General features: G+C 49.5%; 18 protein-coding genes (1 of these 18 running past the window's edge). 6 read left to right on the top strand and 12 right to left on the bottom strand.

Going from position 1 to position 20,110, the window contains the following annotated elements:
- The 3 genes from DHL47_RS07875 to DHL47_RS07885 form a co-directional block, all read right to left on the bottom strand.
- Positions 1-1,810 carry the 5' portion of an LPXTG-anchored SHIRT domain periscope protein gene (locus DHL47_RS07875; RefSeq protein WP_209551488.1) on the bottom strand. The gene continues 830 nt to the left of window position 1, outside the view, so only the first 1,810 of its 2,640 coding nucleotides appear in the window; the start codon lies at positions 1,808-1,810; its stop codon lies off the left edge, out of view.
- 461 nt (positions 1,811-2,271) lie between these two features.
- Positions 2,272-2,547, bottom strand: coding sequence for an HU family DNA-binding protein (locus tag DHL47_RS07880; protein ID WP_128837033.1), 276 nt, complete (start codon positions 2,545-2,547; stop codon positions 2,272-2,274).
- 111 nt (positions 2,548-2,658) lie between these two features.
- Positions 2,659-3,492: a DegV family protein gene (locus tag DHL47_RS07885; RefSeq protein WP_128837034.1), complete on the bottom strand. Its 834-nt coding sequence runs from the start codon at positions 3,490-3,492 to the stop codon at positions 2,659-2,661.
- 412 nt (positions 3,493-3,904) lie between these two features.
- Here DHL47_RS07885 and DHL47_RS07890 point away from each other — a divergent pair, with 412 nt between their 5' ends.
- The 4 genes from DHL47_RS07890 to DHL47_RS07905 all read left to right on the top strand — a co-directional run bounded on the left by DHL47_RS07890 (position 3,905) and on the right by DHL47_RS07905 (position 7,639).
- Positions 3,905-4,858, top strand: coding sequence for an ABC transporter permease (locus DHL47_RS07890; protein ID WP_209551489.1), 954 nt, complete (start codon positions 3,905-3,907; stop codon positions 4,856-4,858).
- Positions 4,851-5,813 carry an iron chelate uptake ABC transporter family permease subunit gene (locus tag DHL47_RS07895; protein WP_209551490.1) on the top strand — a complete coding sequence of 321 codons (963 nt, stop codon included), beginning with the start codon at positions 4,851-4,853 and terminating at the stop codon, positions 5,811-5,813. Before DHL47_RS07890 ends, DHL47_RS07895 begins: the two co-directional genes overlap by 8 nt.
- Position 5,814: 1 nt before the next feature.
- Entirely contained in the window at positions 5,815-6,567 is a 753-nt protein-coding gene (locus tag DHL47_RS07900; protein WP_209551491.1) for an iron ABC transporter ATP-binding protein, read from the top strand.
- Between the two features lie 97 nt (positions 6,568-6,664).
- Positions 6,665-7,639 (top strand): siderophore ABC transporter substrate-binding protein, encoded by a 975-nt coding sequence (locus DHL47_RS07905; RefSeq protein ID WP_209551492.1) that lies wholly within the window; start codon positions 6,665-6,667, stop codon positions 7,637-7,639.
- Positions 7,640-8,309: 670 nt separating this feature from the next.
- On the opposite strand, the gene DHL47_RS07910 is transcribed toward DHL47_RS07905, so the two are convergent.
- The 8 genes from DHL47_RS07910 to DHL47_RS07945 form a co-directional block, all read right to left on the bottom strand.
- Entirely contained in the window at positions 8,310-9,041 is a 732-nt protein-coding gene (locus DHL47_RS07910) for a metallophosphoesterase family protein (protein ID WP_209551493.1), read from the bottom strand.
- Positions 9,042-9,186: 145 nt separating this feature from the next.
- Positions 9,187-10,845, bottom strand: coding sequence for a DNA repair protein RecN (gene recN, locus DHL47_RS07915; RefSeq protein ID WP_209551494.1), 1,659 nt, complete (start codon positions 10,843-10,845; stop codon positions 9,187-9,189).
- An 8-nt stretch (positions 10,846-10,853) separates the two neighbouring features.
- Positions 10,854-11,285, bottom strand: a complete 432-nt coding sequence (locus DHL47_RS07920; protein WP_128837039.1) for an arginine repressor — start codon at positions 11,283-11,285, stop codon at positions 10,854-10,856.
- Entirely contained in the window at positions 11,278-12,093 is an 816-nt protein-coding gene (locus DHL47_RS07925) for a TlyA family RNA methyltransferase (RefSeq protein ID WP_209551495.1), read from the bottom strand. Before DHL47_RS07925 ends, DHL47_RS07920 begins: the two co-directional genes overlap by 8 nt.
- On the bottom strand, positions 12,086-12,961 hold the full coding sequence (locus DHL47_RS07930; RefSeq protein ID WP_209551496.1) for a polyprenyl synthetase family protein: 876 nt from the start codon (positions 12,959-12,961) through the stop codon (positions 12,086-12,088). The genes DHL47_RS07925 and DHL47_RS07930 overlap by 8 nt, the downstream gene beginning before the upstream one ends.
- Entirely contained in the window at positions 12,958-13,170 is a 213-nt protein-coding gene (locus DHL47_RS07935) for an exodeoxyribonuclease VII small subunit (protein ID WP_128837042.1), read from the bottom strand. The genes DHL47_RS07930 and DHL47_RS07935 overlap by 4 nt, the downstream gene beginning before the upstream one ends.
- Entirely contained in the window at positions 13,148-14,488 is a 1,341-nt protein-coding gene (gene xseA, locus DHL47_RS07940; protein ID WP_209551497.1) for an exodeoxyribonuclease VII large subunit, read from the bottom strand. The genes DHL47_RS07935 and xseA overlap by 23 nt, the downstream gene beginning before the upstream one ends.
- Before the next feature lie 171 nt (positions 14,489-14,659).
- On the bottom strand, positions 14,660-15,544 hold the full coding sequence (locus DHL47_RS07945; RefSeq protein WP_128837043.1) for a LysR family transcriptional regulator: 885 nt from the start codon (positions 15,542-15,544) through the stop codon (positions 14,660-14,662).
- Between the two features lie 153 nt (positions 15,545-15,697).
- Between DHL47_RS07945 and DHL47_RS07950 the strand changes: the two genes are divergently transcribed.
- Together DHL47_RS07950 and DHL47_RS07955 are read left to right on the top strand one after the other, a co-directional pair.
- Entirely contained in the window at positions 15,698-17,320 is a 1,623-nt protein-coding gene (locus DHL47_RS07950; RefSeq protein WP_209551498.1) for a malolactic enzyme, read from the top strand.
- A 15-nt stretch (positions 17,321-17,335) separates the two neighbouring features.
- A complete protein-coding gene (locus DHL47_RS07955; protein WP_209551499.1) occupies positions 17,336-18,283 on the top strand; it encodes an AEC family transporter in 948 nt (315 codons plus the stop codon).
- Between the two features lie 699 nt (positions 18,284-18,982).
- Here the strand turns inward: DHL47_RS07955 and DHL47_RS07960 are convergent.
- Positions 18,983-20,110: an ABC transporter ATP-binding protein gene (locus DHL47_RS07960; protein WP_209551500.1), complete on the bottom strand. Its 1,128-nt coding sequence runs from the start codon at positions 20,108-20,110 to the stop codon at positions 18,983-18,985.

Genomic DNA, 20,110 nt, shown 5'->3' on the forward strand with positions numbered 1-20,110 from the left:
ACTTGAAAGTCCAAGTACCGTCCGCAGTCTTGACCTCTGTCTGTGACGGCGCGGTTGGCGTCGTCTTCGTGCCATCGGCCAAGTCGGTCTTGTCCGCCGGAAGCAAGTCCTTGACTTCCTGCGGCAGGTCCTTACCGGCTGTGCCGCTGACAAATGCATGCGTGGCCTTGTAAGTCGCCGCTGGAGTGAATTCCCAAGTGCCGACAAACTTCACATCCGCACCATTGATGGTTTCTTCGCTCTTATCATAAGACTTGAAAGTCCAAGTGCCGTCCGCAGTCTGTACTTGAGTTGGAGCTGGCGCTGTCGGCGTTACCTGAGTGCCGTTCTCCAGATTCTTTTCCGTTGCCGGAAGCAAGTCCTTGACTTCCTGCGGCAGTTCCTTGCCGGCTGTGCCGCTGACAAACTCATAGCTCTTTTCATAAAGCAGGCTGGTAGAAACTGTATTAGACGGTGCTGAAAGATTGTCCACCTTCAGGGTGACTGTATTTTCAATCCTTGCAGCACCCTTTTCTGCTGCCTTTTGATTAGTGGCTGTCTGATAGGTGATGACAATATCCTGAGAAGCGTTTGCCTTGATATATTCTGGCGTCAGCTTGACTGTGACAGTCTGACCTTTCTGCTCCATCGTGTAGTCAGTGCCTTCCTTCAGAGCAGTACCGCCCGCTTCAATCTTGAGCGCCTTATAGTCCAGACGCTCATCGAAAGTTTCCGTCATCTCAATCGTCGTCGGTGTCGCTAGGATGTCCTTACCAGGAACTGGGATTTTAAAGGTTCCCTTATAGGTCACTTCTTGTCCTGCCTTAGCCGGAACCTTAACTGGATCAACTTCTAAGGTTGGTCTGGGATCAATTTTTTCGATATAAAGACCAAAGACCGCTGAGCAGGCTTCTGTTGATAAATAACCAAAATTCAGCTTGTTGTCCGTCGAGCGGACAGCCAGACCGGAGATGTTATTTTCATTATAGGCACCGCTAGTCGAAGTCGTTGCTTCCCAAATTGTCTGATTCCCCTTGTCCGATTGATTCAGAGCATTGGCAGTATTCAGCAAACGCTTGTCAACAGCATTTTGGTAGTCATTAATATAGAAAGACTCTTTCAGACCGAGGTGGTCAACCACATCAATATCTGTCGGCTTCATGACCAGCTTCAGGTCTGTATCCGAACCATCTGAATAATGCAGTTCTGCCGTCACATCAGCCTCTACCCAGAAAGCCTTGTTCATGATGTTGTTATGAGCAGCATCGACATAAGGGATATTGCCAATCTCAAAAGCGCTCTTTTCCCACAGTTCTGAAATGGAGAAAAATTCTACGGCGTTCTTCTGAGCATTATCCATCTCAGCAGCTGCTGTTGATGAATTCAGATAATGCAGCGTCACCTTATTAAAGGTCAGATAGGCATCCACCTGCTTGCCATAAGCCGTTCCGACATTGGAAAACTTAAGGGACAGAGGTTTATCAAAGGTTTGATCCTCTTTTTTGGACTTATCCACCTTAAGAGCGAAATTTTCCATCTCTCCTGGATAAGACGAACCGCTTAGATATTCATAGTGGGGATTGGTCAGATGGACCTGTTCGATAGCTGACGACTTAGACAGGACGCTGACATTGTTGACATTCAAGTCAAACTTTTGAATATTCAAAGCCGATATATCCGTGCTGTCCTTAATCTCCTCCAAGGCAGACAGGGTCTGTATGGGGAAAAGAAGGACTGAAAATAGAATGACAGCCAGCCCTATCAGCGCCTGAAGCTTGCGGGCAGCAGAATGACGAGGGCACAGTAAGCCCTTATGCGATTTCCATTTCATTTCTAACCTCCTAAACTTTTTCATGATGTTGTCATCATTGCGTCAAAAGAAATGTCCCATCTATTCTATCATATAAAACTATGATTTAAAAGGCTTATTGCTAAAATTTAAAACTTTTTCGTTTAGGTCTTTAAAAATGTTCGAACCTGAAGATTCTCTTCCGATTATGGACAATTCCCTTCATTTTTACTTTGCTTTTTACAAGCTGTATAAGACTGGTTCGGAAATGAATTTCATCCACTTTTTCTGCTGCGCTTGGACAATGAAGGCGGACCTGTCAGACTTTTTGAAAAATCAAAACCGAGCGTCCTTCCTTATCCCCAACCCCCAGCAGCCCCCGGACTGCTGAAGCTAAGCAAGTCATAAAAGATAAATGAAAAGACTGCACTGGCCCCTGAGAACAAAAAAAAAGAGCCTGCCGCCCCCAGCAAAGGCCGAAGCGACAGGCTTTTTATTGGCAATTATTTTACAGCATCCTTAAGAGCTTTACCTGCTTTGAAAGCTGGTACTTTAGAAGCTGCGATTTTGATTTCTTTACCAGTTTGTGGGTTGCGGCCTTTACGAGCTGCACGTTCACGAACTTCAAAGTTACCAAAGCCGATAAGCTGAACTTTTTCACCAGCTGAAAGGAATTCAGTTACTGCTGCGAAGACAGCGTCAACTGCTGCTGCTGAATCTTTTTTAGTCAATTCTGTAGCTTCTGCTACTTTTGCGATCAAATCTTGTTTGTTAGCCATTTAACAAATCCTCCAATTTTTTTTGGGTTAACACCCTAACAAATAATATAATATCTAAAAAATCCTTTTAGGTCAAGTCCTAAACCCCTTATTTTCTAAATTATTGTGGTTTTATTGGTAACGAATCAGCACCGCCCAGGCATTTTCTCCTGTGTGTGTTTGGATAATAGAGCCCGTTTCCAGAACGGAAATCGCCTTTTCGACATATGGCTGTAATCTTGCCTTCATTTCATTGGCAAATTCCGGCCCTCCGGCATAGGAAATTCCAATCTCTGCCACCTGCTTGCTTTTCAGGTTTTCTGCCAAATCGTCCAGCCATTTCTTAAAGGTCTTGGCTCCTCGTCCCTTGACAATCGGCTCCAGCTGATGATCCTTCATCTGCATGATAACCCGAATATTTAAGAGGGAGCTGATGAGGCCGGAAACACGGCCGATCCGGCCGCCCTTGACCAGATTTTCCAGCGTAGACAGGCCGATATAGAGTTCGGTCTTCTCCTTTACTTCCTCGATCCGCTGCAGGATAGCTGCTAATTGGGCGCCTTCCTGAGCCATTTTAGCCGCTTCAAGGACCTGAAATTTCATAGCCTGATCTGTAAAAGAGCTGTCGACAACTGTCACATCCGCATTGGCCAAAGTCGCTCCCTGGCGGGCGGCTTCCACCGTGCCGGACAGGGCATGCGACATATGAATCGAGATAATCTGAGCTCCGTCTGCTGCCAGATTTTCAAAAACTTCCGCAAAGACGCCTACTGGCGGCTGACTGGTTTTAGGCAGCATCTTGCTGGACTGCATCAGCCGCAGAAACTCTCCCTCCTTTAGATCAGTGTCAGAATAAACGACACCGTCCACCATAACGGACAGGGGAACAACTGTAATATCGAATGCTTTTACCAGCTCTGGTTCAATCGTAATTGATGAATCCGTTACAATTTTAATGTTTGTCATATTGGTCCTACTTTGAATCTTAATTAAACTTGATATTAGAAACATTATACCAAATTTTGCAGCTTTGTGGGTAAATATCCTAAGAAAGCTTGCATTTAGGCCGAAGTTGTCAAAACTTAATCTCCCTGTTTTCTTCCCTTAATCTATTTGAGCTTTTTTAAAATTGGGTAAAAATTCCTTTACAGAGCCTTGCAGCGGCTGTTCAGCAGGTAAACAGAGGCTCCTAGTGCAGAAAAAAGAAGGTTTCCGAGCCAGTCTGCTAAAAACAGTGCTGCACAGCTGCTAATTTTTAACACGGAGGCTGCCCTGTGTCAAAGAATTTTCTAAAAATATTTGACTATTTTCCTTATTTCTGCTAGTCTATTATTATAGCTTCTTATGGAAGTTTAATTTCAGGAGAAGGGGGCTGATAATGAAAGCGACAAAATTATTAGGAATTCTTTGCCTCTTGCTCTGCCTGCTTTCGCTCAGCATCGGTGCAGGTTCCTTTTCCTGGACCAGACTGCTGGCTGGAGACCCAGAGACTTGGCTGCTCTTTCTGGAGTCACGGCTTCCCAGAACAATCAGCATTCTTCTGGCAGGTTCCAGCATGAGCATGTCTGGACTGCTCATGCAGACCATTACACAAAATCCCTTTGCGGCGCCCAGTACAGTCGGCACAGTCGATGCGGCCAAGCTGGGAATGCTAATCAGTCTGTTTTTCTTTCCGTCTGCCACACTGGCGCAAAAGATGCTCTTTGCTTTTCTGTCTTCTATTTTTTTTACTATTTTTTTCATTAGATTTGTCAGACAATTCTCATTTAAGGAAAAATGGCTTCTGCCATTAGTAGGAATAATCTACAGCGGAGTCATTGGAGCAGCAGGGGAAATCATTTCTTACCGTTTTAATCTGGTGCAGAGTATGACCTCCTGGACTCAGGGTTCATTTTCCATGATTCAGCGCCATCAGTATGAGTGGCTTTTCCTGAGTCTGGCTATCCTGCTGGCAGTCTGGCGGCTGTCAGCAACCTTCACCATCATGAATCTGGGGGAGGAAGCCAGTCAGAATCTGGGAATCCGCTATGCCAAAATGGAAGGACTGGCCCTCTTTCTGACAGCCCTTACGACCAGTGTCACCATGATTACAGTGGGCTCTCTGCCCTTTCTGGGGGTCATTGTGCCCAATCTGGTGCGCAAATTCTGCGGCGACCATATCAAGCGTATCAAAACCATCATTGCATTAACAGGAGCTTGTCTGGTATTGATCTGTGATATAGCAGCCCGGCTGGTCATTCGGCCCTATGAGGTATCGGTCAGCTTGATTTTGGGCATCTGCGGCAGTCTGGCTTTTATGTATCTCCTGTGGCGGGGGGCTGCCCATGAATAAAATGAAAAGCCAGACCAAAAAACTGCTCCTGCTTTTGCTCTTTCTAGCCATACTGGCAGCGGTCCTTTACTTTGTCCCGCTGGACCGGCCCCTGACCCGCCTCGCCTTTCGGCTGCGCTCTCAGAAGCTTCTGGCCTATGCTTTGGTGGCTGCGGCCGCCAGTCTGTCGACCATCAGTTTTCAGACAGTGACGGAAAATCGCTTTCTGACTCCCAGTGTCTTGGGCATGGAGTCTCTCTATGTTTTCCTGCAGACCGTTTATCTCTTTTTTGTCAGCAAATTTCTGGGCAGCACGGGCAATCCGCTCCTTGAATTTGCAGCGGTCTTGCTTATCCAGTGCGGTTTCTTCTTCTGCCTGCAGCCAGCTCTTAAAAAACTGCTGCAGCAGGGATTCGTCTTTATCCTGCTGATCTGCATGGCTCTGGGAACTCTCTTTCGCAGCGCCAGCACTTTCCTGCAGGTCCTGATGGATCCCAATGAATACGATAAGCTGCAGGGCAAGCTCTTTCCTTCCTTTCAGCGGATAAACAGCAGCATTCTCTGGCCGGCAGCGGTCTTGATTCTGCTGGCATCTGCCTATCTGATTCGTAAAAATGCCATCCTCAATGTCTTTCATCTGGATAAAAAAACTGCAACGATTTTAGGAGTCGAGGTGGAAAAAGAGCAGCAAAAACTGCTCTGGGCCATTGTCCTTCTGACCTCCGCTGCCACCGCCATGGTCGGCCCTATGCTGTTTTTCGGCTTTATGATGTCCAATCTGACCTATCTGCTTGTCAGGGAATACCAGCACCAGCGACTCTTTCTGACAGCCAGTCTTCTGGGTTTCATCGCTCTGGTCAGCGGACAGTTTCTGGTCGAGCGGGTCTTCCAGCTGCAGGTCAATGTCAGTATGGTGATTGAGCTCACAGGCGGACTCTTCTTCTTTTATCTTTTGTACAAGGAGGCAAAGCGTTAGTATGCAGCTAAAAGATATTCGCAAATCATTCGGCGGCCAGCTGATTCTGGACGATATTGGACTGGAGATAGCAGCGGGAAAATTTACTGCCTTCATCGGACCTAACGGTGCCGGCAAGTCTACCCTGCTTTCCGTCATGAGCCGGCTGCTCAAAAAAGATCAGGGCTTTCTCAGTATCAAAGGACGGGAAATCGAGGCTTGGAATTCCAGAGAATTGGCCAAGGAGCTGACCATGCTCAAGCAGAAAATCAACTACCAGTCCAAGCTGACAGTAGAGGAGCTGGTTTCCTTCGGCCGTTTCCCTTACAGTCAGGACCGGCTGACCAAGGAGGATTGGGAGCAGATAGAGCAGGCTCTGTGCTATCTGGATATTGCCAGTCTCAAGGAGCGCTATATTGACACCTTATCCGGCGGACAGCTGCAGCGAGTCTTTATCGCTATGGTCTTGGCCCAGGATACCGACTTTATCCTGCTGGATGAGCCGCTCAACAATCTGGACATCAAGCAGAGTATTGCGATGATGAAAATCCTGCGCTCGCTGGTCGATGACTTGGGCAAGACTATCGTCATTGTTATTCATGACATCAATATCGCCAGCCAGTATGTCGACGAAATCGTAGCCTTTAAAGAAGGAAAACTCTTTTATAAAGGAAGGACGGACCAAGTCATGCAGAAAGAGATTCTGGATAATCTCTACGAAATGGATATTACTCTGGGCGAAATCAGGGGCAAGAAAATCTGCATCTATGTCTGATGCAGTCCCTGCAGCCTGCCCATACACCTGAACCGAGTGTCTGTACTCATCGTGTGAGTATCAGCACCCTTATTGTTATGAAAGGAAATTTAGTTATATGAAAAAGAACCGCAAATACTTCTTTCTGTCCTTCCTGACAGTTTTTACCCTCATTTTTCTAGCAGCCTGTGGCAGCAGCCAGCAGTCTGATGCAAAGAGCAGCGACTCTTCCAAGTCTGCCAGTCAAGTCACTGTCAAGGCCGGCAACGGCGATGTCAAGGTGCCGAGCAATCCCAAGAAAATTGTCGTGTTTGACCTTGGTGCTGCCGATACAATCCGGGCTCTGGGAAAGGCAGACAGTATTGCCGGCATGCCAAAAGAGACTCTGCCGGAATACCTTAAAAATCTGCCGGACAGCATCAAAAATGTCGGAACCATGAAGGAGCCGGATATAGATGCTATCGATGCTCTGCAGCCTGATCTGATCATCGCCTCTGCCCGGACCGAAGATTACCTGGACCAATTCAAGGAAATCGCACCGACCGTTGTCTTTGAGTCTGATAACAGCGATTACTGGACCTCTACCAAGAACAACATCCTGTCTCTGGCCAGCATTTTCGGTCAGGAGGGCACAAAAGAAGCCGAAAGCCAACTGGCCAGTCTGGATAAGGAAATCCAAACAGTGGCTGCCGCCAATAATCAGTCTCAGCAAAAAGCATTGACCCTGATGCTCAATGAAGGCTCCATGTCAGCCTTTGGAGCAAAATCCCGCTTCGCCTTTCTCTATGATACCCTGAAGTTCAAAGCGACCGATGCCAAAATTGAAGATTCACGCCACGGACAGGAAGTCAGCTTTGAAAGTATCAAGGAAATCAATCCGGATCTTCTCTTTGTCGTCAACCGAACCTTGGCTATCGGCGGTGACAACTCTTCCAATGAAGGCATTCTGGATAACAGCCTCATCCAAGAAACAAATGCCGGCAAAAACAAGGCTATCGTCAGCCTGACCTCCGACCTCTGGTATCTGAGCGGCGGCGGATTGGAATCGACCAAACTCATGATTGAGGACGTCAAGGACTACGCCGGCAAATAGAATAATACATAAAAAGATTGGGAGTTCCCAATCTTTTTATGTATAGTCTTTTTGTTTGCTTTTAGTACGAGGCAGCGAGCCGCAGACAGTACTGGCGTACGGCAAGGCGAGCTAACAAAGTAATAAAAGATAAACTAAATGACGATATTAGACTTATTCGGAAACCCTATACTGAGCCCCTTCGCCTTAAGCGGTCGGTACATAAGCAAACAACTCCGTCGGTTCACTGCTAAATGAAAAGTCTGAGATCTTTTCGCCTGCCTCGCTCACAAGCTCCGGGGAAGGTTTGGAGTTGGTGGATGAGTCTTATACAGTATCTTCCCAAAGATACATCCCTCTGTGGGTGAGGACGCAACCATCATGGGAGTCTGTCCCACTCTCATATCATTAGCTTAGCTGGACTATTGATACTTCCTTTCGGTCTTTCATCTGCAGCCTCCAAGACTCCACTGCAGCCTTGGACCGCTGACCGCAAAGGCAGTTGACACGTCCTAGCACTGTTAAGAGACTATTAAGGCTCTGTTTCTCACTATTCAAAGAAAGCCAAAGGAAAAATACTCATCAGTCTCCCAACAGGTCTATTTTTTAATTTTTAAGATGCGCTTCTATCCCACCGCCAGCAGCTTTACTTTCGGACAGCTGCCCAGCAGGAATTCTCATCGTCAGACTTTCAGCCCTCCAATGCTGTCCAGCTGTCATTTTTAATAAAAAATCGTTCCATGATTCCGCTGTTTCCAAAGAGCACCCCGTGGAGTACTCCGCCATAAACAGCCCCGCCATCCATGCCAATCTTATGATCCTCTGTCATCCAGAGGCGATCCGTACCCGGTGCCTGATGCAACAGATAAAAAGTAGGCGTATGGCCAAAGACAATAATCTTGCTAGTGCGGTTGAATCCCTCATGAAAAGGCGCCCGAATCCAAACCTTCTGATAGTCAGATGTGTCATGCCAGTCAGGCAGGCTCAAATCCAGTCCGGCGTGGACAAAGATATACCTCTCTGTCTCAAGGATAAAAGGCATCTGGCGGATAAAGGCCACCACCTCAGCTGCTTCTGTCCGGACCCGCTCAGCATCCGCTACTCCATCGACAGGCGCATCCAAGGCCCGGCCCAAGAGCGAATTAATCGTCATATCACCGCCGTTGCGCCGGTAATGGTCATAAGACTGTTCAGGATTGTCCAGCCAGGTCAGAAACATATACTCGTGATTGCCAGACAGGCAGATCGCTCCCTTCTGGTCCACCAAGCCCTTGACCCGCTCCAAGACTGCTCGGCTGTCCTCGCCACGGTCAATCAAATCGCCCAGAAAAACCAGCTGGCTTTGGCCGTCCCAATGCTGGAGCAGCTCGTCCAGCATGCCGGCCTTGCCGTGGACATCCCCGATTGCAAAATAGTCTGTCATACTTGTCACCTCCTAAAGAGAGGCTGGGACAGGACTCCCATGATGGCTGCGCCTCACCTGCAGAGGGAGCTATCTTTGGGAAGATACCGTATGAAAAATACCCAGCTCCTCATATTCTATCGTTTGATTTGCATGACGCAGTGGTTTATTTCTTCAATAATTCTCTGGCCTGCGTCAGAGCAGCCTCGGTGACATCTTCTCCTGCCAGCATCTTGGCCACCTCCTGCACGCGCTCGTCCGTCGTCAGCAGGCGGACCGTTGAGACAGTCGAATTTTCATCCGAAATTTTCTCGATAAAGAACTGATAATCCGCAATGGCAATAACCTGCGGCAAGTGAGAAATGGCCAGCACCTGCCCGTTGGATCCGATTTTGTGAATTTTCTGGGCAATTGCTTGGGCTACCCGGCCGGAAACACCGGTGTCCACCTCATCAAAAACGATACTGGTCTTGCCCTCCTTGCGGGAGAAGGCTGACTTGATGGCCAGCATGAGCCGGGACAGCTCTCCGCCTGATGCGACCTTGACCAAGGGCTTAAAGTCCTCTCCCGGATTGGTCGAAATATAAAACTCGACCTGCTCATTGCCCTCGCGGTTAAACTTTCCCTTGCTGAACTGCACCCGAAAATCGGCCTTTTCCATATAGAGATCCTGCAGCTCCTGCTTGATTTCTGCTTCCAGCTGCTGGGCCAGTTCATGCCGGGCCTGACTGAGTTCCTGAGCCAGACCGACCAGCTCCCTTTCCAGAAGCTTCAGGTCCCTGTCTAAATCATCCGAAGACAGATTGCTGCCAGTCAGCAGATGGTACTCCTTTGAAATCTGAGCAAAATAATCCAGCACATCATCAACTCCGCCGCCGTACTTGCGGGTGATGCTGTTAATCAAGTCCAAACGGCTCTCCAGCTGCAGAAGCCGGCTGCTGTCAAAATCCAGCCCATCCAGAATATCCTCTAAGCGTTTAGCTGCATCTTCCAGAACATAGTAGCTGTCGGACAGGCTTCCTGCCAAGTCCTTGTATGCCGGATCGTATTCTTCGATTGATTCCAGATCATTCATGGCTGAGCGGACATTGGCCAGACTGGAAAATTCCTCATTATCCAGCAAACGGGATGCATTGGTCAGCGTATCGGCAATGAGCTTGTGATTGAGCAGGCGGTCCCGCTCCTGATGCAGGGCCAAGTCCTCGCCGCTCTTCAAATCTGCGCTTTCAATCTCGGCAATCTGAAATTCCAGCATGTCAATCCGCGCTTTGTTCTCCTGCTGGCTTTTCTGCAGGGTCAGGACCTGTCTGCGCAGCTTGCGGTAGCGGTCAAAGGTCTCCTGATAACGCCCTTTGAGCTCCTGAAACGCTTCATGACCAAACGCATCCAGCATGGCAATATGGAGCTGAGAGCGCATGAGCTCTTCCTGATCGTGCTGGCCGTGGATGTCTACCAAATGCTGGCCGACAGCCCGCAGGACTGACAAATTGACCATCTGGCCGTTAATCCGGCTGACACTGCGGCCGTTTTGCAGGATTTCCCGGCGGATAATCAGCTCATCTGTCAGCTCCAAGCCCTGCTCTTCAAAGAGCTCCTGCAGCGCCCGGCTGTTTTCCAAGGAAAAAAAGCCCTCAATCTCAGCCTTGGCTGCCCCGTGGCGGATGACATCCGTGGTCGCCCGGCTGCCCAGCATCATATTCATCGCATCGATGATGATGGATTTACCGGCCCCGGTTTCCCCAGTCAGAACAGTCATTCCCTGCTCAAAACTGAGGGAAATCTCCTCGATAATGGCAAAGTTTTTAATTGAAATTTCTAATAACATAGGCTTTCCTACCAATGATGAATGATATTTGAAATGCTGTCAGCAGCCTGCTCGGTCACTGCTACCATAAGAATACTGTCATTATCGGCGATAATGCTGAACAGCTCCTGAGCGAACTCCGTCCGCAGGTGGCGTTTGACCAAGGCTGTGCTGCCCGGCACCAGAGTCAGGTTAATCATATTTCCCAAAACATGGCAGGACAGAATATTATTCTCTGCCAGACGCAGACTGCTGGTCATCGTCTTGGGCAGCTCATAAATATAAGTATTGTCCTTGAGCGGAATCTTGACAATGCCCAGCTCCTTGATGTCGCGGGAAACAGTCGCCTGAGTGGCTGTAATCCCTGACTGCCTGAGATGTTCGACAATTTCCTCCTGAGTTCCGATGTCATAGTCGCTGACAAAACGTCTAATCTTTTCTAATCTATCCTTTTTATTCATCCTTAAATTCCTTGTGGGCTGCCTCAACAACAGCCTGTATCAACTCTTTCACTTGATTTTCCGGCTGAGGGCTCTTCTGCAGATAAGCCAGAAATTCCACATTGCCCTGTCCGCCCTGAATAGGGGAGAAATCCAGTCCCCTGACTGAAAAGCCAGCCTCCAGCATCAAGGCAGTGACCTTTTCCAGCACGGTCACATGCACCTTTGGATCTTTGACAATGCCTTTCTTGCCAATCTGCTCCCGGCCGGCCTCAAACTGAGGCTTAATCAGGGCCACCACCTGCCCTTCCGCAGCCAAAATCTGCTGCAGAGCCGGCAGAATCAGGCCGAGCGAGATAAAGCTGACATCAATGCTGGCAAAGCTGGGCTCCTTTTCAAAATCTGCTTTTTGCGCATAGCGGAAATTGAACTGCTCCATACTGACGACCCGCTCATCCTGACGGAGTTTCCAGGCCAGCTGATTGGTGCCGACATCAACTGCATAGACCAAGGCCGCTCCCTTTTGCAGCAGAACATCCGTAAAGCCGCCGGTTGAAGCGCCAATATCCAGCGCAATTTTACCTGCCGCTGAGAGGCCGAAAGCCTGCAGCGCTTTTTCCAGCTTCAGCCCGCCGCGGCTGACATAGGGAAGTTTTTGCCCTTTGAGTTTGAGCTCTGTCGTCTCCTCAATCTTCTCACCGGGCTTGTCAAACCGCTGGCCGTCACGAACAGCGATGACCAAACCGGCCATGACTCCGCGCTTGGCCTGCTCTCTGGTCTCAAAAAGTCCCTGTCTATAGGCCAGAACATCTACTCTTTCCTTAGCCATTCAATCGTAAACCTTCTATTATTTTTTTTATTTCAGTACCGGAAAAAACCGCGCTGCGCTCCACATCAGTCAAGAGGACTGCGGCCTGATCAAGACAGTCGTTGAAAAAGGCTGCCGCCTCCTCCAGCCCCAGAAGGGCTGGGTAGGTGGACTTGGCCGCTGCCAAGTCTTTCTGCGGGGTCTTGCCCAGCTCCTCAAAACTGGCTGTCACATCTAACAGATCATCCCTTACCTGAAAAGCCAGCCCCAAAAGCTGACCGATGCGGCGCAGCTTGTCCTGAATGAGCGGCTCCGCCCCAGCAATCAAAGCAGCAGCCACGAAGGGATAGGTCAGGAGTTTTCCCGTCTTGTTAGCATGGATTCTTTTGAGCTCTTCCAGACTGCTGTCTCGGCCTTCCCCTTGCATGTCCAGGACCTGCCCGGCCACCATGCCAAAGGTCCCCGCAGCCTGAGACAGCTCAGCAATCAGGTCCACCTTTACCTGACTGGGCAGCTCAGCCTTAGCCAAAAGGCCGTAAGGGTCCAAAAAGAGGGAGTCCCCAGCCAAAATGGCCATATCCTCGCCAAACTTCTTGTGGCTGGTCAGACGGCCGCGGCGGTAGTCATCATTGTCCATAGCCGGCAGATCATCGTGAATGAGGCTGCCGGTGTGAATCATCTCCAGAGCAGCTGCTGCCTGATAATGGGCCCGCGTCAGCTCCAAGCCAAAGCCCTCAATCAGCTCCAAGAGCAGCAGGGGCCGGAGACGCTTGCCGCCTGCCTGAAGCGAGTAAAGGATGGCCTCTGTCAAGTCAGGAGATATCTGTTTTTGCCTGTAAAATTCATCAATCGTCAGCTCTAGCTGCCTGATTTTCTCATCTCTCGTCATTCCATATCCGTTTCTGTTCCGTCTGCCTGCATGACCTTGACCAGCGTCTTTTCCGCCTGATCCAGTGTCTTCTGCAGCTCTTTTGAAAGCTGCATGCCCTTTTGGAATTCTGCAATCGCTTCTTCCAGAGCGACATCGCCGTTTTCCAGCTTTTGGACAATCGCCTCCAAATCTGCCAGATTCGCTTCAAATTTCTTTTCTTTCGACATGATTCACCTCAACTTCCAGCTGGCCATCCCGCATGAGCAGGGTCAGCTGATCTTTTTCTTGTACGGCTGCGACGGACTCGACAACCTTTTGATTCTTTTGGACAATAGCATAGCCCCGCGCGACAATCCGGCTGGTATCCAGCATGAGCAGCGCATCAGACAGTCTCTGAACCTGGGCCACTTTCTGATCATAAATGACCGCCATATTGCTGCGGAGCAGGCGCTCCTGCTGGCTCAGACGTTCTTGGTAACGTTCCAGCCGGCCCAGCGGACTCAGACTTTCCAGACGGTGCTGCAAGATCCGGACCCGCTGCTGCTCCTCACTATAATATTCGCGAATTTTCTGCTTTAATCGCAGATTGAGCTGATCCAATTTCTGCAAATAGCCGTCATAAAGCCGCTCGGGCTGGCGGAATATAACCGACTGGGCTAATGTATGAAGGCGTTCCCGCTGATAGCTGATCCGATTGGAGGCGGCTCTTACCAGACGGTTTTCCTGCTGCTGCAGATGCCCCAGCAAATCCAGCTTGGTGACCGGCGTTGCCAGCTCAGCTGCAGCCGTTGGCGTTGCAGCCCGGCGGTCGGCTGTAAAGTCAGCCAGCGTCGTATCTGTCTCATGACCGACACTGGAAATAATCGGAATCCTTGACTCAAAAATGGCCCGGACGGTCTCTTCTTCATTAAATGCCCAAAGGTCCTCAATGGAACCGCCGCCCCGGCCGATAATCAGCACGTCCAAGTCATCCCGTTCATTGGCCCGGCGAATATTGGCTGCAATTTGGCCGGCCGCGCCTTCTCCCTGCACCTTGGTCGGATAGAGAAGAATGCCAACACCGGGAAAACGGCGGCTGACGGTGGTGATAATGTCACGGATGACAGCGCCGCTGGGACTGGTGACAACACCGATTTTCTTAGGAAACTGGGGCAAGGACTGCTTGAAGCGTTCCTGAAAAAGACCTTCCTCACCCAGCTTTTTCTTGAGCTGTTCAAACTGGATGGCCAAAGCTCCGATGCCGTCCGGCTCTGCCTTTTCAATGATAATAGAATAGGACCCGCCCGGCTCATAAAGCTGCACCCGGCCGATGACATTGATTTTCATGCCTTCTTCCAGCTCAAAGCCCAGCTTTTGATAGACACCGGACCAGACAGTCGCCTGAATCACAGCCTTTTCATCTTTGAGAGAAAAATACTGATGCTGGGGCCGCCGGCGGAAATTGGAAACCTGGCCGGTCAGATAAACCCGCTCCAAATAAGGATCCCGCTCAAATTTCAGCTTCAGGTATCTGGTCAGGGTCGAAACCGACAAATAATCTGGCATAGCGCTTCCTTTCTGATTTTTTCATAACTTTCATTATACCAAAAAAGTGCGGAAAATATCGGTCTCAGCCTTGGAAAATTGCAGGACAGGACAGAAAAAACAGCCTCTGTTCAATCGAATCAAAGGGAATCAATCATCACAGAGTCCTCACGATTCTGCCTCAGCAATCTCCTACTGCTCTATCTGCTCCAAAGCTTTGACAAAAGGCTCCAGCTGTTCGGATAAGACATGCTTTTGGGGATAGGCATAGGATACATGGAAATAAATTTTATCCGCTGCAGCCAGCGGGATTTTGACTAAATCAGCAAATTCATTGGTCATCATGGTGTCTGTCAGGAGACTGATTCCCATATTTTTGCGAAGCATCTGTCCGATAAACATCAGATCATCCAGTTTCAGAGCGATTTCAGCAGCATGCTGGCAGCGGCTGTTGAGATGGTGAAAGGCAGCCAGATGCACATTGTGCTCATCCAGCAGGATAAACTTCTCCTGCAAAACCGCTTCAAAGCTCAGCTCCCTGCTTTCTGCCAGAGGGTGTTCAGCTGACATGACCAGATAAAATTCCCTGCGGTAAAGCTCTCTGCTGACCAGCTCTGGATAGCTGAGAGGCTCAAGGCTGCCCAGAAGACTCATGTCCAAATCTCCGGCCAGGAGAGCATCCAACAGCTCCTTAGAACCGCCGCGTACCAAGGTAACTGATTTTAGCAGGGCCAATTCCTCCTCAGGAGCGTCCAATCGTGAAAAGACATCTTCTGAAATGATGGGAGGAAAGCCCAGTCTGCTTTCCTGCTGATTGGCTCTTTGAATGGCCTTGTCCGCTTTCTCTACCCTCAGCAGCATATCTTGGGCCAGATTCGCCAGAATCCTGCCCTGAACCGTCAAGTGAGCGACCCGGTTGGCAGAAGTTTTCTCCACCAGAAGGCAGCGAAATTCCTTCTCCAGCCGTTTTACAGCATAGGTAATAGTGGGCTGGCTGACCTGAAAATGCTGGGCCGTTTCTGTAAAAGACTTTAAGACAGAAAGCTGATAAAAATAATCCAAATCGCGTATATTCATGCTGCCCTCCTTTAGCTCTTATTTTACCATAAATTGAACTGTCTATAAATATTTTTTATAAGAACTGCGGCACTTGACTATAAGGAGAGCAGAGCAGTATGATGTAAGCGTAAGAAAACTTTCTTATCAATAATATTTATCGGAGGAAGACACATGAAAGGACATGAACTGCTCAATAACCCTTTTTTAAATAAGGGAACAGCTTTTACACAGGCAGAACGTCAGGAACTGGGACTGGTAGGACTTCTGCCGCCTTCTGTACAGACCATTGAAGAACAGGCCGAGCAGACCTATCAGCATTACCTCAAAAAACAAAGCAATCTGGAGAAACGGCTCTTTTTGATGGAGATTTTCAATACCAACCGCCGGCTTTTCTACTATCTCTTCAGCCAGCATATCGGAGAGTTTAACCCCATCGTCTATGACCCCACCATTGCTGAAACGATCGAAGGCTACAGCGACCTCTTCGTAGATCCGCAGTATGCAGCCTATCTGGATATCCATCACCCCGAAAATATCGAAGCCACGCTCAAAAATGCAGCAGGAGACCGCGATATTCGCTTGATTGTCGTGACAGATGCTGAGGGGATTCTCGGTATCGGCGACTGGGGGACCAATGGGGTAGACATTTCTGTCGGCAAGCTCATGATTTACACCGGTGCTGCGGGGATTGACCCTGCGACGGTGCTGCCTTTGGTAATTGATGCCGGCACCAATCGCAAGGAATTGCTGGACAATCCTAACTATCTGGGCAACCGCCACGAACGGGTCCGCGGACAAGCTTACGATGATTTCATTGAAAAATTTGTTGAGACTGCTGAAAAGCTCTTCCCTAAACTTTACCTGCACTGGGAAGACTTCGGCCGTCTCAATGCTGCCACTATCCTCAAGAAGTACAAGAATAAAATCCCTACCTTCAATGATGATATTCAGGGAACCGGCATTGTCACGCTGGGCGGGATTTACGGTTCGCTGGATATTACAGGCGAAAAGCTGACAGACCAAGTCTATCTCTGCTACGGCGGCGGAACAGCTGGTGCGGGAATTGCTTCCCGTGTCCTGAGCGAGATGGTTGACCAAGGCCTCTCAGAAGAGGAAGCCTATCAGCGTTTCTTTATGGTTGACAAGCAGGGACTGCTCTTTGATGACATGGACGATTTGACACCTGAGCAAAGACCTTTCGCTAAAAAGCGGTCGGATTTCGCCAATGCGGATGCCTTAACAGATCTTCTGGCTGTCGTCAAAACGGTCAAGCCAACGATTTTGGTCGGAACCTCTACACAGCCTAACAGTTTCACCAAGGAAGTTGTCGAAGCCATGTGTGCCAACACAGAGCGCCCAATCATTTTCCCGCTCAGCAACCCCACAAAATTAGCAGAAGCAGCTGCCAAAGATTTGATTGAATGGTCAGACGGCAAGGCTTTTGTTGCCACAGGGATTCCAGCAGACAATGTTGACCATAAAGGCGTTTCCTACCAAATCGGCCAGGCTAACAACGCCCTCATCTATCCCGGTCTGGGTCTCGGTATGCTGGCATCTGAAGCCAAACTGCTGACCGATGAGATGATTGGTGCGGCCGCCCATGCCCTCAGCGGGATTGTAGACCTAAGCCAGCCGGGTGCCCCAGTCCTGCCGCCCTTTGCAAATGTAGCAGAAGTTTCTGTCAAGGTTGCAGAAGCTGTCGCCCAAAAGGCACAGGAGCAAGGCCTGGCCCAAAGTCAGGAAAAGGATATGAAAAAAGCAGTGCAAGACTTGAAATGGTATCCTCAATACTAGGAGGTGTTCTTTTCTATGGAAATCTTCTTCACTTCTATTCAAAGCATTATTCCGATTATTGTCATCATTATTTTGGGCTACTTTCTGCAGGTCCGAGGCTGGTTTGAAGACAGTTTTGCTGCTAATCTTTCTAAACTGATTATGAATGTGGCCCTGCCGGTTTCAATCTTTGTCTCTGTCCTCAAATATCTGACCGTTGACAAGCTGGTCAGTCTGTCCGGCGGCCTTATCTATACATTTTCCGCCTTTATCCTCAGCTATATCTTGGCCTTTGCAGCGGTTAACATCTTCCGTGTCCGGCCCGGCCGCAGGGCAACCATGATCAATACCTTTGTCAATGCCAATACCATTTTTATCGGCCTGCCCCTCAATATCGCCCTCTTTGGCAATGAAGCCCTGCCCTATTTTCTGATTTATTACATTACCAATACTATTTCGACTTGGACCTTGGGCGTTTATCTGATGACAACTGACAGCAAGTCCGGCCAAAGCAAACAGGCAGCTGCCTTTAATTGGAAAAAGCTGCTGCCTGCACCGCTGATTGGATTTTTAGTTGCTCTGGTTTTCCTGCTGCTGAAGATTCCAGTGCCTGACTTTGCCAGCAGCACCTTAGGCTACATCGGAAACTTGGTCACACCGCTGTCTCTGATTTATATCGGAATTGTCCTAGCGAAGGCCGGCCTGAAAACCATCCGCTTTAATCGCGATACCATCATCACCCTTGTCGGCCGCTTTATCCTAGCGCCAGCTATCATGTATGTTCTGCTGAAAATGGCGGCGAGCGGTATGCCGACAGCCGAATTCAAGACCTTCGTTGTTCAGTCAGCTGCTCCGGCTCTGGCCGTTCTGCCCATTCTGGCCAGCCAAGGCGATGGCGATGTTGAATTTTCCACCAATGTCGTTACGCTCTCGACTCTTCTCTTTGTCATCGTGGTCCCCATCGTTGTCACCCTACTAGGTTAAAAAATGCATCCTAGCTAAAAACATCACTTCAAGCTAACAGACTGGAGTGATGTTTTTTTGTTTGACGCATACTGATTGTTTCTTGTACTCTTCGAAAATTTCTTCAAATTATGTCAGCGTCGCCCTGCCCTGCTTTTGACACTTCCCTGCGGTCTTTCATCTACAAGTGTTTTTGATGGGGCAGCTCCTGCCTGGTTTGCTGATGGCTGCCATTGAGCAGTATCATCGAATCTGAATATAAAAGAGGCTGAGACAGACTCCCATGATGGCTGCGCCCTCACCCACAGAGGGAGCTATCTTTGGGAAGATACCGTATAAAAAGTCTTTCAGTCTCGCTTTGTTTTGGAAAAAAACTCTTGACGCGGTAGCTGATTGGACTTTTTGTTCGTCTTTTAGACTCCAAAAAGCTCCTAATCATCCTCGCGGGGCTGGGACGACGAACTAAATTTTTTCAAAATTTAGTTCTGTCCCACCGCCCATTTTATAAGGAGCAAATATAGAAAGGTTTCAGGCGGTTCTTTGAAAATCGAAGAGGAGCTGAGAGAGGCTCCCATCATGCCGGCATCGGTTTGCGGCAGTTTTGGCAGCGGGACAGAGAGGCTGGAACAAAAGCGTTTCAGCTCCGTGAGGCAATGAGATGAGGTATTGCCCGCTGACTGGACGCTTATCCCTTGTTATCTTCGATTGACTTTGAGTATACTAAACCGCCTGCTCAGTCTCTGCATCAAAGAAATGGGCCTTGTTGAGGTCGAAGCCCAGATCAATGCCGGCACCGGTCTGCAGGTAGTCCCGGGCGTCCACCCGCGCAATCAATTCATGGGAGCCGATTTGGCAGTAAAGGTGGGACTCAGACCCCAGAAGTTCCGATACAGAGATGGTCGCATGCACCACTGAGTCCGGGAAGGTCTCCAGAAAGGCCGCCTCGGTATTGATGTCCTCCGGCCGAATCCCGAAGATCAATTCCTTACCCTCATAGCCCCTGTCCTGCAGGGTCTTGAGAATTCCCTGCGGCACTTTGAGCCGCAGCCCCTCAGCCACAATCTCTGAGCCCTCCAGCCTCACCGTCAGAAAGTTCATCGCCGGGCTGCCGATAAAGCCGGCCACAAACTTATTGACCGGGTGATGGTAGACCTCCTGCGGCGTACCGATTTGCTCGATGCGGCCGATCGTCCCCGTGCCGGCTGGGTTCTTGGTCGCCGACATGATGACAATGCGGTCGGCCAGGGTCATGGCCTCGGTCTGGTCATGGGTCACATAGATGGTCGTCGCCCCAATCCGGCGGTGAATCTTGGCAATCTCCGCCCGCATGGAAACGCGAAGTTTGGCATCCAGATTGGACAGGGGCTCGTCCATGAGGAAAACCTTTGCATCACGGACAATGGCCCGGCCCATGGCCACCCGCTGGCGCTGGCCGCCGGACAGGTCCGCCGGCTTGCGGCTGAGAAATTCCTTGAGACCCAGGATTTCCGCAGCCTCGCTGACCCGTCTGTCAATGTCCTCCTTGCTGTACTTGCGCAGTTTGAGCCCGAAGGCCATATTGTCATAGACGGTCATGTGGGGGTAGAGGGCGTAGTTCTGGAAAACCATGGCGATGTCCCGGTCCTTGGGCGCCACATCATTGACCACCTTGCCGTCGATGGAGGCTGTCCCCTCAGTGATGTCCTCCAGCCCCGCAATCATGCGCAGGGTGGTCGACTTGCCGCAGCCGGACGGGCCGACAAAGACGATAAACTCCTTGTCCTTAATATCCAGATTGAAATCCTCCACCGAGTAGTGCTCGCTGTTGGGATATTTTTTGTAAATGTTTTTCAGATTTAGTTCTACCAT

The organism is Streptococcus panodentis (genome assembly GCF_017884005.1).
GTDB classification, from domain to species: Bacteria; Bacillota; Bacilli; order Lactobacillales; family Streptococcaceae; genus Streptococcus; species Streptococcus panodentis.